This window comes from Leifsonia sp. 10L418 (assembly GCF_056395445.1).
Map to the genome: position 1 here is coordinate 1 of NZ_JBFTJN010000006.1, position 16,195 is coordinate 16,195.

Annotated in this window: 18 protein-coding genes and 1 pseudogene; 9 read left to right on the plus strand and 10 right to left on the minus strand. The window is 66.7% G+C overall.

Translation table 11 applies throughout. The annotated features are described in order from the left end of the window. Positions 1–351 (plus strand): transposase (locus AC1DCF_RS12770; protein WP_477211334.1); only part of this gene is annotated, 351 nt, incomplete at its 5' end. A gap of 46 nt (positions 352–397) precedes the next feature. On the opposite strand, the gene paaK is transcribed toward AC1DCF_RS12770, so the two are convergent. The 3 genes from paaK to AC1DCF_RS12785 all read right to left on the minus strand — a co-directional run bounded on the left by paaK (position 398) and on the right by AC1DCF_RS12785 (position 3,100). Further along, entirely contained in the window at positions 398–1,717 is a 1,320-nt protein-coding gene (paaK, locus tag AC1DCF_RS12775; RefSeq protein WP_477211335.1) for a phenylacetate--CoA ligase PaaK, read from the minus strand. A gap of 44 nt (positions 1,718–1,761) precedes the next feature. Then, entirely contained in the window at positions 1,762–2,196 is a 435-nt protein-coding gene (gene paaI / locus AC1DCF_RS12780) for a hydroxyphenylacetyl-CoA thioesterase PaaI (RefSeq protein WP_477211336.1), read from the minus strand. Positions 2,197–2,392: 196 nt separating this feature from the next. Next, positions 2,393–3,100, minus strand: coding sequence for a TetR/AcrR family transcriptional regulator (locus tag AC1DCF_RS12785; protein ID WP_477211337.1), 708 nt, complete (start codon positions 3,098–3,100; stop codon positions 2,393–2,395). A 144-nt stretch (positions 3,101–3,244) separates the two neighbouring features. On the opposite strand from AC1DCF_RS12785, the gene AC1DCF_RS12790 reads away from it, so the two are divergent. Then, on the plus strand, positions 3,245–3,616 hold the full coding sequence (locus AC1DCF_RS12790; RefSeq protein WP_477211338.1) for a DoxX family protein: 372 nt from the start codon (positions 3,245–3,247) through the stop codon (positions 3,614–3,616). A gap of 27 nt (positions 3,617–3,643) precedes the next feature. On the opposite strand, the gene AC1DCF_RS12795 is transcribed toward AC1DCF_RS12790, so the two are convergent. Together AC1DCF_RS12795 and AC1DCF_RS12800 are read right to left on the minus strand one after the other, a co-directional pair. Then, entirely contained in the window at positions 3,644–4,021 is a 378-nt protein-coding gene (locus AC1DCF_RS12795; RefSeq protein ID WP_477211339.1) for a DUF805 domain-containing protein, read from the minus strand. Positions 4,022–4,222: 201 nt separating this feature from the next. Next, positions 4,223–5,041: an MBL fold metallo-hydrolase gene (locus tag AC1DCF_RS12800; protein ID WP_477211340.1), complete on the minus strand. Its 819-nt coding sequence runs from the start codon at positions 5,039–5,041 to the stop codon at positions 4,223–4,225. Between the two features lie 128 nt (positions 5,042–5,169). On the opposite strand from AC1DCF_RS12800, the gene AC1DCF_RS12805 reads away from it, so the two are divergent. Then, complete coding sequence (locus AC1DCF_RS12805; protein WP_477211341.1) at positions 5,170–5,874, plus strand: NUDIX hydrolase; 705 nt, start codon at positions 5,170–5,172, stop codon at positions 5,872–5,874. Positions 5,875–6,035: 161 nt separating this feature from the next. Here AC1DCF_RS12805 and AC1DCF_RS12810 read toward each other — a convergent pair whose 3' ends face one another. Next, positions 6,036–7,673, minus strand: a complete 1,638-nt coding sequence (locus AC1DCF_RS12810; protein WP_477211342.1) for an ABC transporter permease — start codon at positions 7,671–7,673, stop codon at positions 6,036–6,038. Continuing rightward, entirely contained in the window at positions 7,670–8,611 is a 942-nt protein-coding gene (locus AC1DCF_RS12815) for an ABC transporter ATP-binding protein (protein ID WP_477211343.1), read from the minus strand. The genes AC1DCF_RS12810 and AC1DCF_RS12815 overlap by 4 nt, the downstream gene beginning before the upstream one ends. A gap of 314 nt (positions 8,612–8,925) precedes the next feature. Here AC1DCF_RS12815 and AC1DCF_RS12820 point away from each other — a divergent pair, with 314 nt between their 5' ends. The 4 genes from AC1DCF_RS12820 to paaZ all read left to right on the plus strand — a co-directional run bounded on the left by AC1DCF_RS12820 (position 8,926) and on the right by paaZ (position 13,993). Next, positions 8,926–10,110 (plus strand): acetyl-CoA C-acyltransferase, encoded by a 1,185-nt coding sequence (locus AC1DCF_RS12820; RefSeq protein ID WP_477211344.1) that lies wholly within the window; start codon positions 8,926–8,928, stop codon positions 10,108–10,110. Continuing rightward, positions 10,110–10,856, plus strand: a complete 747-nt coding sequence (locus AC1DCF_RS12825) for an enoyl-CoA hydratase/isomerase family protein (RefSeq protein WP_477211345.1) — start codon at positions 10,110–10,112, stop codon at positions 10,854–10,856. The genes AC1DCF_RS12820 and AC1DCF_RS12825 overlap by 1 nt, the downstream gene beginning before the upstream one ends. A gap of 125 nt (positions 10,857–10,981) precedes the next feature. Then, positions 10,982–11,791 (plus strand): 3-hydroxyacyl-CoA dehydrogenase family protein, encoded by an 810-nt coding sequence (locus tag AC1DCF_RS12830; RefSeq protein ID WP_477211563.1) that lies wholly within the window; start codon positions 10,982–10,984, stop codon positions 11,789–11,791. A gap of 78 nt (positions 11,792–11,869) precedes the next feature. After that, positions 11,870–13,993 carry a phenylacetic acid degradation bifunctional protein PaaZ gene (gene paaZ / locus AC1DCF_RS12835; RefSeq protein ID WP_477211346.1) on the plus strand — a complete coding sequence of 708 codons (2,124 nt, stop codon included), beginning with the start codon at positions 11,870–11,872 and terminating at the stop codon, positions 13,991–13,993. Between the two features lie 155 nt (positions 13,994–14,148). Here the strand turns inward: paaZ and AC1DCF_RS12840 are convergent, their stop codons facing one another. Together AC1DCF_RS12840 and AC1DCF_RS12845 are read right to left on the minus strand one after the other, a co-directional pair. Further along, entirely contained in the window at positions 14,149–14,562 is a 414-nt protein-coding gene (locus AC1DCF_RS12840) for a hypothetical protein (RefSeq protein WP_477211347.1), read from the minus strand. Continuing rightward, a complete protein-coding gene (locus AC1DCF_RS12845) occupies positions 14,559–14,903 on the minus strand; it encodes a PadR family transcriptional regulator (protein WP_441790272.1) in 345 nt (114 codons plus the stop codon). The genes AC1DCF_RS12840 and AC1DCF_RS12845 overlap by 4 nt, the downstream gene beginning before the upstream one ends. A 91-nt stretch (positions 14,904–14,994) precedes the next feature. Here AC1DCF_RS12845 and AC1DCF_RS12850 point away from each other — a divergent pair. Beyond that, positions 14,995–15,240 (plus strand): annotated as a pseudogene (locus AC1DCF_RS12850) (chorismate mutase); the annotation flags it as partial. Between the two features lie 75 nt (positions 15,241–15,315). Continuing rightward, positions 15,316–15,813 carry a GNAT family N-acetyltransferase gene (locus AC1DCF_RS12855; protein ID WP_477211564.1) on the plus strand — a complete coding sequence of 166 codons (498 nt, stop codon included), beginning with the start codon at positions 15,316–15,318 and terminating at the stop codon, positions 15,811–15,813. Positions 15,814–15,830: 17 nt separating this feature from the next. Here the strand turns inward: AC1DCF_RS12855 and AC1DCF_RS12860 are convergent, their stop codons facing one another. Further along, positions 15,831–16,193 carry a GntR family transcriptional regulator gene (locus tag AC1DCF_RS12860; RefSeq protein WP_477211348.1) on the minus strand — a complete coding sequence of 121 codons (363 nt, stop codon included), beginning with the start codon at positions 16,191–16,193 and terminating at the stop codon, positions 15,831–15,833. Positions 16,194–16,195 lie beyond the last annotated feature (2 nt).

The following is a 16,195-nucleotide window of genomic DNA, read 5'->3' on the forward strand; positions in this document are numbered from 1 at the left end:
CTGCTCGATGAACCCGGTGTTGGCCCGTTCGTCGCCGCGGAACTCCTCGTTACTTGGTCCCACAAAGGCCGCATACGCGGAGAAGCCGCCTTCGCCCGGCTCGGCGGAATCGCMCCGATCCCGGCCTCGTCAGGGAACACGACCCAGCACCGGCTCCACCGCGGTGGCGACCGGCAGCTCAACCGCGCTCTCCGGACCACCGCATTCAACCGCTACTACAGCGATCCCGAAACCATCTCCTACGTCGCCAAACGCACCCAAGAAGGCAAGACCCCCGAGAAGATCCTGCGCTGCCTCAAGCGCTACATCGCACGCTCACTCTTCAGGAAACTCAACGCGAACGCCMCTTGACACGACCCATAGAAGCGTCGACAGGCTCGATCACCGGTCGGCTCGATCAGCCGCGCAAGTCGTAGACCCGCTGCAGCTTTCCCTCGCTGCGCGGCAGCGTGCCCGGCTCCTCGAGCTGCACCTCGACGCTTGAGCCGATGTGCGTTTTGATCCGCTGCGCGAGCACGACCGTCGCCGCTTGGCAGACCTCGATGTCGAGGTCGGGGTGCCGTTCGATGCGCACGGTCAGCGCATCCATCCGGCCAGACCGCGTGAGCTCGAGGATGAAGTGCGGCGTCAGGGTCTCGATGCCGAGCACGAGTTCCTCGATCTGAGTGGGAAACAAGTTCACCCCGCGCAGGATGATCATGTCGTCGTTGCGCCCGGTGATCTTCTCGATCCGGCGCATGCCGGGTCGCGCGGTGCCCGGCAGCAGTCGGGTGAGATCGCGGGTGCGGTAGCGGATGACCGGAAAGGCCTCCTTGGTCAGCGAGGTGAAAACGAGCTCGCCCATCTCCCCATCGGCGAGCCGCTCACCGGATTCGCCATCGATGATCTCCGGCAGAAAGTGGTCTTCCCAGATGTGCGGGCCGTCTTTCGTCTCGAGGCACTCGTTGCCGACGCCCGGGCCCATCACCTCACTGAGTCCGTAGATGTCGAGAGCGTCGATGTTGAGGCGGCGTTCGAGTTCGTGGCGCATCTCGTTGGTCCACGGTTCGGCGCCGAGCACCGCCACCTTCAGGCTCGTCGAGCGGGGGTCGATGCCGGCGGCTTCCATCGCATCCGCGATCGTGAGCAGGTAACTCGGAGTGCACATGATGACGTCGGGCTCGAAGTCGCGGATGAGCTGCACTTGACGTGCGGTCTGCCCGCCCGACATGGGGATGACCGTGGCGCCGAGCGCCTCGATGCCCGCATGCGCGCCGAGGCCGCCGGTGAACAGGCCGTAGCCGTAGGCGTTGTGCACTTTCATGCCCGCCCGCACACCCGAGGCGCGCAGCGACCTCGCCACCAGGTTTCCCCAGTTCTCCAGATCGCGTTTCGTGTAGCCGACGACGGTCGGCCGCCCGGTGGTGCCCGACGAGGCGTGGATGCGGGCCACCTGATCCATCGGCACCGCGAACATGCCGAACGGGTACGTCTCACGCAGGTCGGCCTTCGTCGTGAATGGCAGCTTCGCGACATCCGCCAGTGTTCGGATGTCCCGCGGGTGCACCCCCGCCGCATCGAACTTTGCGGTGTAGAGCGGCACATTCGCGTAGGCGTGCGCGACGGTCCACTGCAGGCGCTCAAGTTGCAGGGCCTCGACCTCGGCACGGCTCAGGCGCTCCTCCGCGTCGAGCTCATCGAGGGTCGGAGCGTGCAGAGCGGTGGTCGTCGTTGACACAGGTGCCTCCTGGCGAAGAATTACGCGGAAAAGGTGGGGGGAGATCAGGCTGACGGGGAGGTGGGGCGGTTGGTCGTCAGGCTGCGACCGCGGAACTCGGCCACGGTGTCGCCGGTCTCGTCGGTGACACTCACGTCGTAGAGACCGGTGCGGCCGCTGCGCGTGCGGCGCACGGCGGTTGCGGTGAGGGTCTGGCCGGCGCGGGTCGACTTGAGAAAGGTGATGTCGGCCCCGGCCGCAACGGTGACCGACTCGTCTTCGTTGCAGGCGATGGCGAACGCGGTGTCGGCGAGGGTGAAGACCAGCCCGCCGTGAGTGATCTGAAACCCGTTGGTCATGTCTTCACGCACGAGCATTGAGACGACGGCGACGCCGGGTTCGTCGCGCTCGACGACCATGCCCAAGGCGAATGACGCCTTGTCGCTCTGCATCATCGACCGCAGGGGCGCGGTCGTGGCTGTTGCCGGGGCATCCGTCATGGTGACTCCTCAATGAGTGCATGGTCGTGAGTTCACAGCGAGCTGCGCAGCGCGCGCCAACCGTGTGTGACGACTATAGCCCACACTGAACGATCGGTAAGTAGTTGTGCGGTCCATTCGACGGAGATATTTCCGGCGAGTGGATGGCACAGCGCCGCGTACCCCGGAATGGCGCGGGTCGAGATGCGGGCGAGCGCTAAATGTCCGTCGAATGGGAACGAGGAGCGGATGACGTCGGGCACGCCGGTGGCGCGCAGGACATCGCCGCGAGGAGGTCTGAGCCGCGCGGGGGAGCCGGCAGTGGCGCCGCGTTCTCGGCGCTGAAGGCCTGCAGCATGTAGGCCACGAGACGGCGCCAGGTGTCGGGCGCGGCGTCTCCCGTGGCGCCGATCACGCCGGCGTTGGCCATCAGCAGCACGATCAAGTCGGTGTCGGAGAAGTCGGAGCGCAGGCGTCCGGATGCCTTGGCGCGGCCGATGAGCGTGGTGAGTCCACGGAACGCGCGGGTGCGTTCGGCCTCCAGTGCCGTCGCCGTCGGAAACGTCGTGGTGAGCACGGTGGTGAACCCGTGGTCGGCGGCCTGCATCTCGCAAACCTTCTCGACGTAGGAGCAGAACCCGGCCCACGGGTCAGGATCGGTCAGGGCGACGTCGACCGCATCGGCGTAGGCGGTCATCCGGCTGACGAAGGTGTCGGCGATCAGGTCTTCCCTGGTCGGGAATCGGCGGTAGAGCGTCGCGATGCCCACTCCGGCACGCCGGGCGACTTCGGCCATCGGGGCGTCGAGGCCCTGCTCGGCGAAGACCGCATGGGCGGCGTCGAGCACTTTCTTGCGATTGCGCTCGGCATCCACACGCAGGCCGTGCTCGGCGACATCCGCTGAATCACGCCCCGGGGGAGTCATAAAACAATTCTACTCAGAACCGGAATAGGCGCTCCGTTTTGCCTGTTAGCCTCAAGCGGACGTAATCGGAACATAGCTTCCACTTATGCCGACTCTCTGCTCAGCCCGTGCGGACCACTGGGTCCTCCCAATCGAAAGTCACTGATGACCATTTTCCTGTGGATCCTGCAAGCCCTTCTCGCCGCCATGTTTCTGATGGCCGGCACGATGAAGGCGACCCAGCCCATCGACACGCTCGCGCCGAAACTGCCGTGGGTGACCTCGTACTCGCCGGCCACCGTGCGATTCATCGGCATCGCGGAACTGCTGGGGGCAATCGGCCTGATCCTGCCCGCCGCGACAGGCATCCTGCCCATCCTCACTCCGATCGCAGCCGTCGGCCTCGCGATCATCATGGTTCTGGCCAGCGTGTTCCACCTGCGCCGCAAGGAGTACTCGGGTATCGCCTTCAACGTTGTGCTGCTGATCGTGATGCTCGTTGTCGCGGTCGGACGCTTTGCTGCAGTTTCCGCCTAAGCCGAAAGGTCGGTTCGAGGCTGGTCGTTAGCTCGCGGCGGACTCGGGCTTCGACGGCTCACAGAAGCGGATGATCAGCACGATCAAGCCGGCGATCGGCACGAGGATCCAGAACAGCTCGGTCCACCGGCGACCGATATCGCGCAGTCGACGCACCGAGACGGCGAGGGTCGGCAGGAGGACTGCGATCGCCCAGACCGACGCCAGGCTCGAGCCGATCGAGATCACGCCGTTGGGTGTCGCGAAGTTGAACGCGCCCAACGCACTGCTGACGAGCGACGTGAAGAGAATGAACCACCAGAACTCGGGCCGGCCGGCGCGGCCGTCGAACTCCGCATACTTGCGAAACACCGTGCTGATCGCGGTGCCGAACGACATCGCGGGAGGTGCTGGGGGCTGCGTCATGGGGGAATTCTACCGAGGGGGCAGCGCCTAGAAGCGCGAGCGCCGGGTTGGGTTGAGTTTCGGCGATCCGTGGGCCCGTTGCGCCTGTGCGCCACAGGCTGCGTTCCGCAGTCTCGGCGCGATGAATCCCGGTGGGCGAGGGGTATACCGCGCCCCAGCGGGGATATGCCGCGCCGAGATGGCGAACGGGGGAGTCGCGAACTAGCTTTCGTCGCGCAGGTACGCCAGCTGCGTGCGTACGGATGCCTCGGCGGCGAACCGCACCGAGGCATCCGTGTCGGAGTAGACCAGGTCGGTGACCTGCGCGACCGTGGCGTCGGGACCCAGCTCGGTCAGAGCCTGCCGCACCTGGTCGAGCCGCTCCCGCCGATGCGCGAGGTAGGCGTCGCAGATCGCGGCGAGGTCGGGCAGAGTCGGGCCGTGGGCCGGCAGCACGGTCGCCGGGCCAAGCGCGCGCAGCGTTTCGAGCGACGCCAGGTACTCGGCGAGCGTGCCGTCGGGGTGCCCGATGATGGTGGTGCCGCGACCGAGCACGGTGTCGCCGGTGAGCACCGAGCCACGCGGCCCGTCGTCGGGCAGCTGGAAGCACACGGAGTCGGCGGTGTGGCCGGGCGTCGCAAGCACGCGGATGAGCGTGCCCGCCGCCTCGATCAGCTCCCCATCGGTGAGGGGCTCGCCGTCGACGCAGAATGCCCGGTCGAACGCACGCACCGGTGCGCCGGTCAACTGGGCGAACTCGACGCTCGCCGCGGTGTGGTCGGGATGCTGGTGGGTGATCAACACGAGCTCGACGGGCCCGGCAGCGGCAAGTTTCTTTAGATGTGACGCGTCGATCGGGCCGGGGTCGACCACGACGACCGAGCTCGCTCCGGGTGCGGCGATGAGATAGCTGTTCGTGCCGTCGAGCGACATCGGGCCGGGATTCGGTGCAAGCAGGCGGCGGGTCAGTGGGCTCGACTGTTCAATTACTCCGGTGCTGCCGCCCGGGGTTAGGGAGGTTTCGGCCGCGTCATTCTGCATGTCGAGCAGCCTAACGCCGTCGCCGCTGCCCGCGTTATGGTGGGGGAAAGCGGCACAGCACGTAGGCGTAGGGCACAGACAACGAGGACTGAGGCACAACGATGGCGCGAGAATCTGAAGCAACCCCTGTGACAGCTGCAACGCGTCTGCCCGCCGACGCTGAGCATCCGGTCGCTGCGACAGTGGTCTTGATGCGTGACGGCGTTGACGGCGTCGAGGTTTTGATGCTGGAACGGCCGCACCATCGCGGCTCGTTCGCGGGCGCGTGGGTGTTTCCGGGCGGCGGAGTCGACGATGAAGACCGGCGCGAAGATGACCCGGCGGATGTCGCCGAGGAATCGTTGGCCCGCCGCAGCGCGGTGCGTGAGGTGCGCGAGGAAACCGGGCTTGAATTGGCGACCGATGCGTTGGTGACCGCCGCCTGCTGGACACCGCCCGCCGAGGCTCCCCGTCGGTTTCGCACCTGGTTCTACTGGGCGGTGGCTCCGGCCGGCGATGTCGTGATCTCGCCGGAGGAGGTCGTCGACCACGTCTGGATTCGACCGAGCCGGGCGTTGGAGCGCCATGGGGCGGGGGACTTCATGCTGGTTCCGCCAACTTGGGTCACTCTTTACGACCTCGCGCAGCACACCTCAGTCGAGGCCGCGCTCGCCGCGGTGCGTGCGGTGGAGACGCAGATTTTCAAAACGCGGATCGGCAGCAATGAGCAGGGCATGGTGCTGTATTGGCAGGGCGATGTCGCGCATGCCGAGGATGGCTCGCTCGAGAGCGTGGGCGGGCGTCACCGGCTGGAGGTCGGGGCGTTGCCCTGGGTGTACACCCGTTCGGACTGATCTCTCGGAATCCCGGTGATCGAGCGACCCGGTGATCGAGCGGCCCGGTGATCGAGCGACCCGGTGATCGAGCCTGTCGAGATCTGGTTGTCCAATCTCAGTGCGTGGTTGCGTTCGAGGATCGGGCGGCGGGGGTCTCGACAAGCTCGACCACCGAGGACCTAGTTCGTCTGCAACTCCCGCCGCCGCATCAAGAACACCGCGACCAGCGCGGCGGCGATCGAGATGACCAGCATCGTGATGCCGCCGCTCCAATCGATGGCGCCCTGCGTCGGTACCGGCGTGTGGGTGAACGGCGAGATGTTGCGCATCCAGTCCGGCAGGCCGATCAGTCCGCCGAAGACGCCGAACATGACGCCGATGCCGACGAGCGTCCAGCCGAGCGCGATCGTGATGCCGGGAAGCAGCACGAAGACCAGGGCGAGCACGCCGAGATAGATCAGGGCGGCAGGCAACTGTGCCGCGGCGGCCGCGAACATGTCGCCGGCGGTGGCCCCGCTGTTGTCGCTCGCAGCGATTCCGAGCGCCCCGACCATGGCACTCACGAGAAGCACCAACACGATCGAGACAGTGCCGAGCACGAGGTAGTCGACCAGCCAACGCACCCGAGACACCGGTGACGACAGCACCAGCTCGGCGGTGCCCAGGGCCTCTTCTTGGCGCATCCGAATCACCACCTGGGTGGCGCAGGCGGCTGCGAGGATTCCAGCCAGACTGAACATGGTCGTGATCAGGATCTGGGCCGACGACTCCTGCCCACCGGGCACGAGCTTTTGCAGGATCTGCTGCAGTGTCGTGTCGTTCGCCGCCGCCTGCTCGATGAGTTTGGTCAGGATGCCGGCGAGCAGTCCAAAGATCGCACCGCCCACGCACCAGCCGACGAGCGTCGGCCACTGCAGCCGCCAGGCCAGCCCGAGAGACGTCGAGAGCGCGGGCCGAGCCGTGACCCGTCCGGCCCGCCCCGGAAGCAGGCTCGCCCCACTGTCGCGACTCGCCTGCAGGAGGAAGACCGCGGCGACGCAGATGGCGGCCAAGCCCAGATTCAGCAGCAACGGGGTCAGATCGTTCTGCGTGTACGCACCGGTGTGCTCGCCCCAGCCGATCGGGGAGATCCAACTCGGCCAAGCCGCCGTGACAGTGAGGCCGTCGGCCGACGCGGTGCCCAGCGCGTCGCCGAGTCCCCGCACGATGTAGGCCGCGCCGACAAGCCCGGCCGCGACCGCGTTGGCTCCGCGAGAGGTGATCATGAACTGCGCGGCGAGCAGGCCGACTCCGAGAAACGAGATTCCGGCTGCGGCGACGGCGGCCCCGGTGACCAGCGAGCCGGCGGCATCCAAACCGCCGGCGATGAAGCCGAGGGCGATCACGAGACCGAGAACGAGGTTCGCCAGCACTCCGTGGATGAGTGTCGCCACGGTCGGCAGGGTGCGCGCGGCCGGTGTCGACGCGATCAGCTCGGCCCGGCCCGTCTCCTCTTCGGCGCGCGTGTGGCGCACGGCGAGGAAGGTGCTCATGAAGCCGGCGAGCAGCGCCAGAAAAGTGAAGATCTCGAAGAACACGAACGCGTCGAGGCCGGTGCCCTGGGGGAGCCCGCGCAGCATCAGAATGGCCGGGTTGGCGACCGCGAGACGGATGATTCCGAGGCGTCCGGTTTCGTCTCCATAGGTCTGTTCGACCGAGTTAGCCGAGAAGAGGCCGAGCAGACCGATGCCGAGAATCCAAATGATCAGCTGGATGCGATCGCGGCGGATCCGTTGCAGAAGCAGCACTCTCAGTGTGTGAAACGTGCCCGTGTTCATCGGGCCGTCGCCCCCTCCGCGGCTTCGGCAGCGGCGAGCTCATCGCCGTAGTGACGCAGGAACAGCTCCTCGAGAGACGGCGGAGCGATCGTCAGCCCCTGAACGTTGAGTGCGGACAGCGATGGCAGCAAGCTCGCCAGCTTCTCGCCCTCAACGGTGAGATGGATGCGCCCGCCCACGGTCTGAACGTCGGCGACACCCGGCAGGGCGGTCACCTGCGCGAGGTTCATTCCTTCGCTGAAGAAGGAGACCTCGGTGCGGGTCAGGCGTCGCAGCTCGGTGAGTGTTCCCGATTCGACACACTGACCGGCCCGGATGATGCTGACCCGATTGCAGAGCTGCTCGACCTCGGAGAGGATGTGGCTCGACAGCAGCACCGTCGCCCCCGCCGCTGACACGGTGCGGATTTCCTGGTTGAACACGGTCTCCATGATCGGATCGAGGCCGCTCGTCGGCTCGTCGAGGATGTACAGCTCAGCGGGGGTGGCGAGGGCGGCGATCAGGGCGACCTTCTGCCGGTTGCCCTTCGAATAGGTGCGGCCCTTCTTCGACGGGTCGAACTGGAAGACCTCGACGAGTTGGGCCCGACGCTTGGCGTAGGCCGCCTTGTCAACGGTGCCGCCGCGCAGCCGGCTGATCAGGTCGATGGCCTCGCCGCCGGTGAGGTTCGGCCAGAGGTTGACGTCGCCGGGCACGTAGGCGATGCGCCGGTGCAACTCGACGGCGTCGTCCCACGGGTTCTGTCCGAAGACGGTGGCCTCGCCGCTGGTCGCGCGGGCCAGACCGAGGAGCACTCGGATGGTTGTCGACTTTCCGGCCCCGTTCGGGCCGAGAAAACCATGCACGTCACCCGCCGAGACAGTGAGATCCAGGCCGTCGAGTGCAACCACCCGGCCGAATCGCTTCGTCAATCCGCGGGTTTCAACGATTGTGTCCATGACGTGACGCTACGCCTTTTTGGGGTAGCGGGAAGAGAATTCTTGTGCTGTTTCGTTGCAGCTTGTGCCGAAATTCCGTTGGTCGAGCTTGTCGAGCGGTGTACTGAGCTTGTCGAAGTGACCAGGTGAGCCGATGTCGGGAACGTGGTTGCGTTTATGGTCAGGCGCGCGTGATTTCGACAGGCTCAATCACCGACAACGGAGGCCCGGTTGACGGGGCGGCGCACGCGTGACACTCTTTACAGAACGAACGGTCAGTAAGTGAGCGGGTGCGAGAATCCCAACACGACAGTTCCCAACAAGGTAATGGAGCCATGGCGGAAGCATTTGTAGTGGGCGGCGTCCGAACCCCGATCGGTCGATACGGGGGAGCGCTCGCACGCGTGCGCCCCGATGACTTGGCCGCGCTGGTCATCCGTGAACTTGTGGCGCGCACCGGGGTCGACCCGTCGGCCATCGACGATGTCATTTTCGGTGACGCCAATCAGGCCGGCGAAGACAACCGCAACGTGGCCCGCATGGCCGGCTTGCTGGCGGGGCTCCCGGTGACGATTCCCGGAATCACCGTCAACCGTCTCTGCGCATCCGGTCTCTCCGCGGTGCACCTGGCCGCGAGCATGGTCAAGTCGGGAGAGGCCGACCTGGTCATCGCCGGCGGCGTCGAATCGATGACCCGCGCGCCCTGGGTACTGGCCAAACCCGAGAAGGCGTTCGGCAAGCCGGGCGAGATCGTCGACACCTCGATCGGCTGGCGCTTCGTCAACCCGAAACTCGCGGCGCACGACAAATACACGTTCAGCATGTCCGAAACCGCTGAAGAAGTCGGCGTGCAGGAAAGCATCAGTCGAGCGGATGCTGACGCGTTCGCGTTGCGCTCCCACCAGAGGGCGATCGCCGCCGCGGCTGCGGGCCACTTCGACGAGGAGATCGTCGCCGTCGAGACCCCGACAGGTGGTTTCACCGCCGACGAGGGCCCGCGCGCCACCACGACCTTGGAGATTCTGGCCGGGCTGCGCCCGGTCGTGAAGGGCGGAACGCTCGTCACCGCCGGCAACGCGTCGTCGCTGAACGACGGCGCCGCCGCCATCCTCGTCGCCAGTGAAGAAGCGATTGCGCGCTTCGGCCTGACCCCGCGGGCGCGCGTGATCGGCGGGGCATCCGCCGGCATTTCGCCCGAGGTGATGGGGCTCGGGCCGGTTCCCGCCATCCAGAAACTCATGACGCGCACCGGCTTCAGCCTCGACCAGTTCGACGCCATCGAACTCAACGAAGCCTTCGCCACCCAGGCGCTCGGCGTGATGCGCCGGCTCAACCTGCGCGATGAAATCGTCAACGCCGACGGCGGAGCGATCGCCCTCGGGCATCCGCTCGGCGCCTCGGGAACCCGTATTCTCGTCACCCTGCTCGGCCGCATGCAGCGCGAAGGCGCCAGTCACGGTCTTGCGAGCATGTGCGTCGGTGTTGGCCAGGGCGCGGCCCTCGCCATCGAGGGAGTCTGATGGCGAATTACACAACCCTGCTCGTCGAGACGGATGCCCCCGACCGGCTGCACATCCGGCTGAACCGGACGGAGTCGCGCAACTCGATCAACCAGCAGATGGTCGATGAGCTGCACGCGGTCTGTGCCTCGCTCGAGCACGTTCCCCGGGTGCTGATCCTGTCGGGCTCGAACGGAGTCTTCGCCTCGGGCGCCGACATCGCCGAACTGCGCGACCGCCGACGGGACGACGCGCTCGCCGGAATCAACTCCGCCCTCTTCGTGCGCATCGCCGGGCTGCCACTGCCCGTGATCGCCGCGATCGACGGCTGGGCGCTCGGCGGAGGAGCCGAACTCGCCTACGCCGCCGACTTTCGCATTGCCAGCACGACCGCCAAGATCGGCAACCCCGAAGCGGGCCTCGGCATCGTCGCGGCGGCCGGCGCGACCTGGCGCCTCGTCGAGTTGGTCGGGGAGCCGTTGGCCAAGGAGATCCTGTTGGCCGGACGCGTTCTGAACGCCGAGGAAGCACTCGCGGTGCGTCTGGTGACCGAGGTGCACTCCGCTGACGAGCTGACCGCCGCGGCCCATGCGCTCGCCGACCGAATCACAGCTCAGGACCCGACGGCTCTGCAGTACACGAAACAGTTGATCCACGCACCGCGCGAGGCGCACCCCGTTGCCGACAATGAGGCGCAGGCCGTGCTGTTCGAATCCGAACAGAAGTTTGCCCGGATGACCGCCTTTCTGGAGAGGAAGAAACGATGAGCGAGGCTGTTGCGCCTGATTCGCTGAACCCTGGCGCGCTGGACCTCGGCGCGCGGGACCGCGGTGCGCCCGTGTCCGGCGTCCCGGCCGTCCCGGAGCGGGTCGGCGTCGTCGGCGGCGGTCGGATGGGCGTCGGAATCGCCCATGCATTCCTGCTCACCGGCGCGCACGTGCTCATCCTCGAGCGTGATGCCGAGGCCGCCGAGCGCGCGCAGGCCGCGCTGGTGACGGCAGCCCGCCGCAGCGTCGAGCGTGGCACGACCGCCGAAGACGAGAGCGCCTTGCTGGCCCGCATCGACGTGACGACCGACGCCGGCGCGCTCGGCACATCCGGCCTGGTGATCGAAGCCGTGCCCGAAGACCTCGAGCTCAAGGTCGCGATGCTCACGAAGATCGAAGCCGTTCTCGGTGACGACGCGTGGCTGGCCTCGAACACCTCGTCACTCTCGATCGACCTGCTGGCCGCCACCCTGAAGCGTCCCGAACGCTTCTGCGGACTGCACTTCTTCAACCCGGTGCCGAGCTCAACGCTCGTCGAAATTGTGACCGGTTCGGCGACATCCGCCGGGCTGACGGATGCCGCGTGCGGCTGGGTGCAGGCCATCGGTAAGACCCCGATCGTGGTGAAAGACTCCCCGGGCTTCGCCAGTTCACGGCTCGGCGTTGTGATCGCGCTCGAAGCGATCAGGATGCTCGAAGACGGTGTCGCGTCGGCCGAGGACATCGATACCGCGATGGTGCTCGGCTACAAGTTTCCGGTCGGCCCACTGCACCTCACCGACCTGGTCGGCCTCGATGTGCGGCTCGGCATCGCCGACTACTTGCACAGCACGCTCGGCGAGCGCTTCGCCCCGCCCGCCCTGTTGAGGGAGAAGGTCGCCGCCGGCCAGCTCGGACGCAAGACCGGTCAGGGCTTCTTCACCTGGTCGGAGTGAGCGGCCCGCCTGCTTCACATCCCCTCCTCGCTCCTCGTAGCTCCTCGTTTTTAGCTCGTCTCTCGAAAAGGATTCACAATGACCACGCAGACCGAGACCACCACCGGCACCTCCGCTGAATCACTGCCCGACGCCACCGCCGCGGCGCGCGTGGTGCCGAGCTTCGTGCAGGGCGCCTGGTGGGCGCCCGCGCCGGGAGCCGGAACCCCCGTGCCGGTGCGCGACGCGTCGACCGGTGAGGTCGTGGCGCTCGTCAGTTCCGACGGGCTCGACCTCGGCGCGGCCGTCGACTACGCCCGCTCGGTCGGCCAGAAGAGCCTCGGTGAGCTCACCTTCCACCAGCGCGCCCTCGTGCTCAAGGCCCTCGCCGGCTACCTCAACTCGGTCAAAGACGGCCTCTACGAGTTGAGCGACAAGACCGGCGCGACCCGTCGCGACTCGATGATCGACATCGACGGCGGCATCGGCGTGCTCTTCACTTACGGCTCGAAAGGGCGCCGCGAACTGCCGAACAGCACGGTGTATGTCGACGGCGTCCCCGAGAATCTGGCCCGCGACGGCTCGTTCGGCGGCCAGCACGTCTACACGCGGGTCCCCGGTGTCGCATTCCAGGTGAACGCCTTCAACTTTCCGGTCTGGGGGATGCTCGAGAAATTCGCACCGGCCTTCCTCGCCGGCGTGCCGAGCATCGTCAAGCCGGCCACCCCGACCGCCTTCGTGACCGAGGCCTGCGTGCGCGCGATGCTCGACTCCGGGCTGCTGCCCGAGGGCTCGCTGCAGTTGGTCAGTGGCTCGGTGCGCGGCTTTCTCGACCACTTGGATGTGCGCGACAAGGTCGGGTTCACCGGTTCGGCGTCCACCGCGCGTTCATTCTCGGCGCACCCCAATGTGCTCGAAGTCGGCGTCGACCTCACCTGTGAGACCGACTCGCTCAACGCTGCAATCCTCGGCCCGGATGCCGCGCCCGGCATGCCCGAGTTCGACGCCTATGTCGCATCCGTCGTCACCGAGATGACGGCGAAGGCCGGCCAGAAGTGCACGAGCATCCGCCGCCTGATCGTGCCGCGCGAGCGGATGGACGCCGTCGCTGAGGCGGTCGGCGCGCGTTTGGAGAAGCGCGTGGTGCTCGGCGACCCGCGCGCCGAGGGCGTCACGATGGGGCCGCTCGCGAGCCTGGAACAGCGCGACGAAGTGCAGAAGAGCATCAACGCGTTGCTCGCGGGTGGTGGGCAGATCGCCTGGGGCACCCTGGAAGCGCCGCTCGTGACCCATGTCGACGGCACGGTCGGCGCGGCTCCGTCGGGCGCGTTTGTCTCGCCGGTCTTGCTGCGTTTCGACGACTCCGATGCCGTCGCCGTGCACGAGATCGAGGCCTTCGGCCCAGTCGCCTCAATGATCGGCTACGACGACGTGGCGGATGCCGTGCGGCTTGCGAACCGCGGCGGCGGCTCCCTCGTCGCCACGATTGCCAGCGCCGACCCGGCCGCTGTCGCGCCGCTGTTCGGCGGAATCGCCCCGTTCCACGGGCGGGTCCTCGTGCTCGACGGAAGCGTGGCGCGCACCAGCACGGGGCACGGCTCCCCGGTTCCGCACCTGGTGCACGGCGGGCCGGGTCGGGCCGGTGGTGGCGAGGAGCTGGGCGGCATCCGTTCGGTGCTTCACTACATGCAGCGCACGGCCGTGCAGGGATCCCCGGCCGTGCTCACCGCGCTGACCGGCCAGTGGCGCGCGGGCGCCCCGAGCGCGGTCGGTGACGAGCACCCGTTCCGCAAGCCGCTCGCACGTTTGCATATCGGTGATGCCGTCGCCTCCGAGCCCCGTGAGATCACGCTCGACGACATCGGTCACTTCGCTGATTTCACCGGCGACACGTTCTATGCGCACACCGACGAGGAGGCCGCCGCGGCGAACCCGTTCTTCCCGGGGCGGGTGGCGCACGGATACCTGCTGCTCTCGTTCGCGGCGGGTCTGTTCGTCGATCCGGCGCCGGGTCCGGTGCTCGCCAACTACGGCCTCGAGAACCTGCGCTTCGTCACGCCGGTGTCGCCGGGCGACTCTGTGCGCGTCACGCTGACGGCGAAGCAGATCACGCCGCGGGAGACCGACGAGTACGGCGAGGTGCGCTGGGATGCGGTGCTGCTGAACCAGAACGACGAGGTCGTCGCGACCTATGACGTGCTGACGCTGGTCGCGAAGGAGTAGCGCGCCTCGCGATCGCGAATCTCTCGTCCGTGTCGCCGAGAGCAGGGCACTCGTTTTTCGCCAATGAACTTCAGAGTCATATGAGCCTGAAGTTCATGAGCGGAAAGGGCCATCTCTTGTCCGGCGGTCGAGCCTGTCGAGACCGGTGGGCTGGGCTAGGAGCGGCGTCGGGGATCCCGGATCGGATCGGCTGCAACGATCATCACGAGGATCCAAGCGAGAATGGCGAGGGTGCCGACGATGATCCCAACCAGCGGCGGAATTCCCCAAAGGATTTCTCGGTCCTGGATCACTCCGAAGATTCCGCGTAGCAACAGCACGCCTCCGCCGAGCGTGAGGATCGCGCTGGCGACGTAGAGCGGCCATCCGATTTTCTTCGTGCGTCCTCGTGCGAGTTCACCAGCAAACTCTTGTGGAGTGCCGAACTCGGCCGACGGCTCTGCTCCGCTTTCGGCACTATGGCTTTCAACCTGAGCGACCGCGTCACCGATGATTTTGCCGCCGACCTCATGCTCTCGCAGCTCCATGACGAGCTCTGAGGTGTACTTTTCTATCGTTTCGCGCGTCATTTGGATTTCGCTTCCCCCGTGATGATTGACGTGGCTCGGCCACTAAACGTGAGCCAGTGTTGGCGCTCGGAGGTAAGGCGTTGCTGCCCCGCCTCGGTGATGACGTAGTACTTTCGGCCGGGGCCGCCGTCTCCGGGGCGCCACTCCGCAGCGAGGGCGCCGCCCTCTTCAAGACGGTTGAGAATTGGATAGAGCGTGCCGCCTTTGACTGTGCCGAGGCCGGCCTCGGCCAGTCGAACACCGAGAACGTAGCCGTACGTTTCTCCTTCGGAGGCGATGGCCAGCACCGCGAGCTCGATCACGCCGCGCAGCCACCCGGAGGGCCAGTTCTCTCTGTCCATGACTAGATTGTGACGCAGACTAGTCAGCGGCGCAACTTAGTTGGACTCAGTCGGCTGCCGGTCGCACTGATTTCTCAATAGGATCGGTCAGATGACAGGGCTAGATATCGAGGGTGTTCGCGCGGAAATTGACGCGTTGGATCGGCAGATCGTCCAGCTGATCGCGCAGCGCCAGCGCTGGGTGGTCGAGGCTGGTGCGTTGAAGCCCGATCAGGATGCCGTCAGGGCGCCGGATCGCGTGGAGAAGGTCATCGACAAGGTGCGGGCACTTGCCAACGAAGCCGCTGCATCGCCGGACGTGGTCGAGCACACCTATCGGGCAATGATCGCCGCGTTCATTAATCTCGAGCTGTCGGTTCACGGGAACCATGTCGCATCCGCAGCGGGGAGTGCACCCAGCGACACCGAGCGCCTGCACTTTCGGCCGATGACCCTCGGCGACCTCGAGAACATGGCGGCTCTGCTCGGAGACCCCGATGTGATGACCTACTACCCGGCCCCGAAGACCCGGGACGAAGCGCGGGCTTGGATCGAGTGGAACCAGCGGAACTACGCCGAGCACGGGTTCGGACTCTGGATCATCGAGACGCGCGACGGCGAGTTTGTGGGGGACTGCGGCCTGACCTGGCAGCAGGTCAACGGTCGGCGCGAGCTGGAGGTCGGCTACCACGTGCGCGCCGACCTTCAGAAACGCGGCTATGCGACCGAGGCGGCAACCGCGTGCCGCGACTTTGCGCGCGACGTTCTGGGAGCGGCCCACCTTGTCGCGATCATCCACCCCGACAATGCCGCCTCAGTTCGCATTGCCGAGAAGATCGGCATGAGTTTCATCGAGGATGACCATGGCGGTGCAATCGCCGTGCGGCGCGTGCTCGGGATGCGATTTTCGGCGGGACAGGCGGGGCAGTAGGCCACGCGAGGCCGGGCTCAGCGAGCGTCACCGATCGCTCTCTGCACGTAGCTGATCGCGTCGTCCGCACCGAGGCCGAGCTGTCGAATCCGCTCGACGTAGGCATCCGCCGCGGCCTGGCCCAAGCGCTCGTTCGCGTCGCCGGGGTGGGAAACAAACGATCCTGCGCGCCCGCGAGTTTCGATGATCCCATCGTTCTCGAGCTCACGGTAAGTGCGGGCGACCGTGTTTGGAGCCAGTTCGAGGTCTCCGGCCAGCCGACGCACGGTCGGGAGGCGGGCGCCCGCCGCAAGCTCGCCCGCACGCACGAGGGCGGCGATCTGCATCCTGACCTGCTCGTACGGTGGCGTGGATGAGGTCGGGTCGATGGTGATCAGCATCA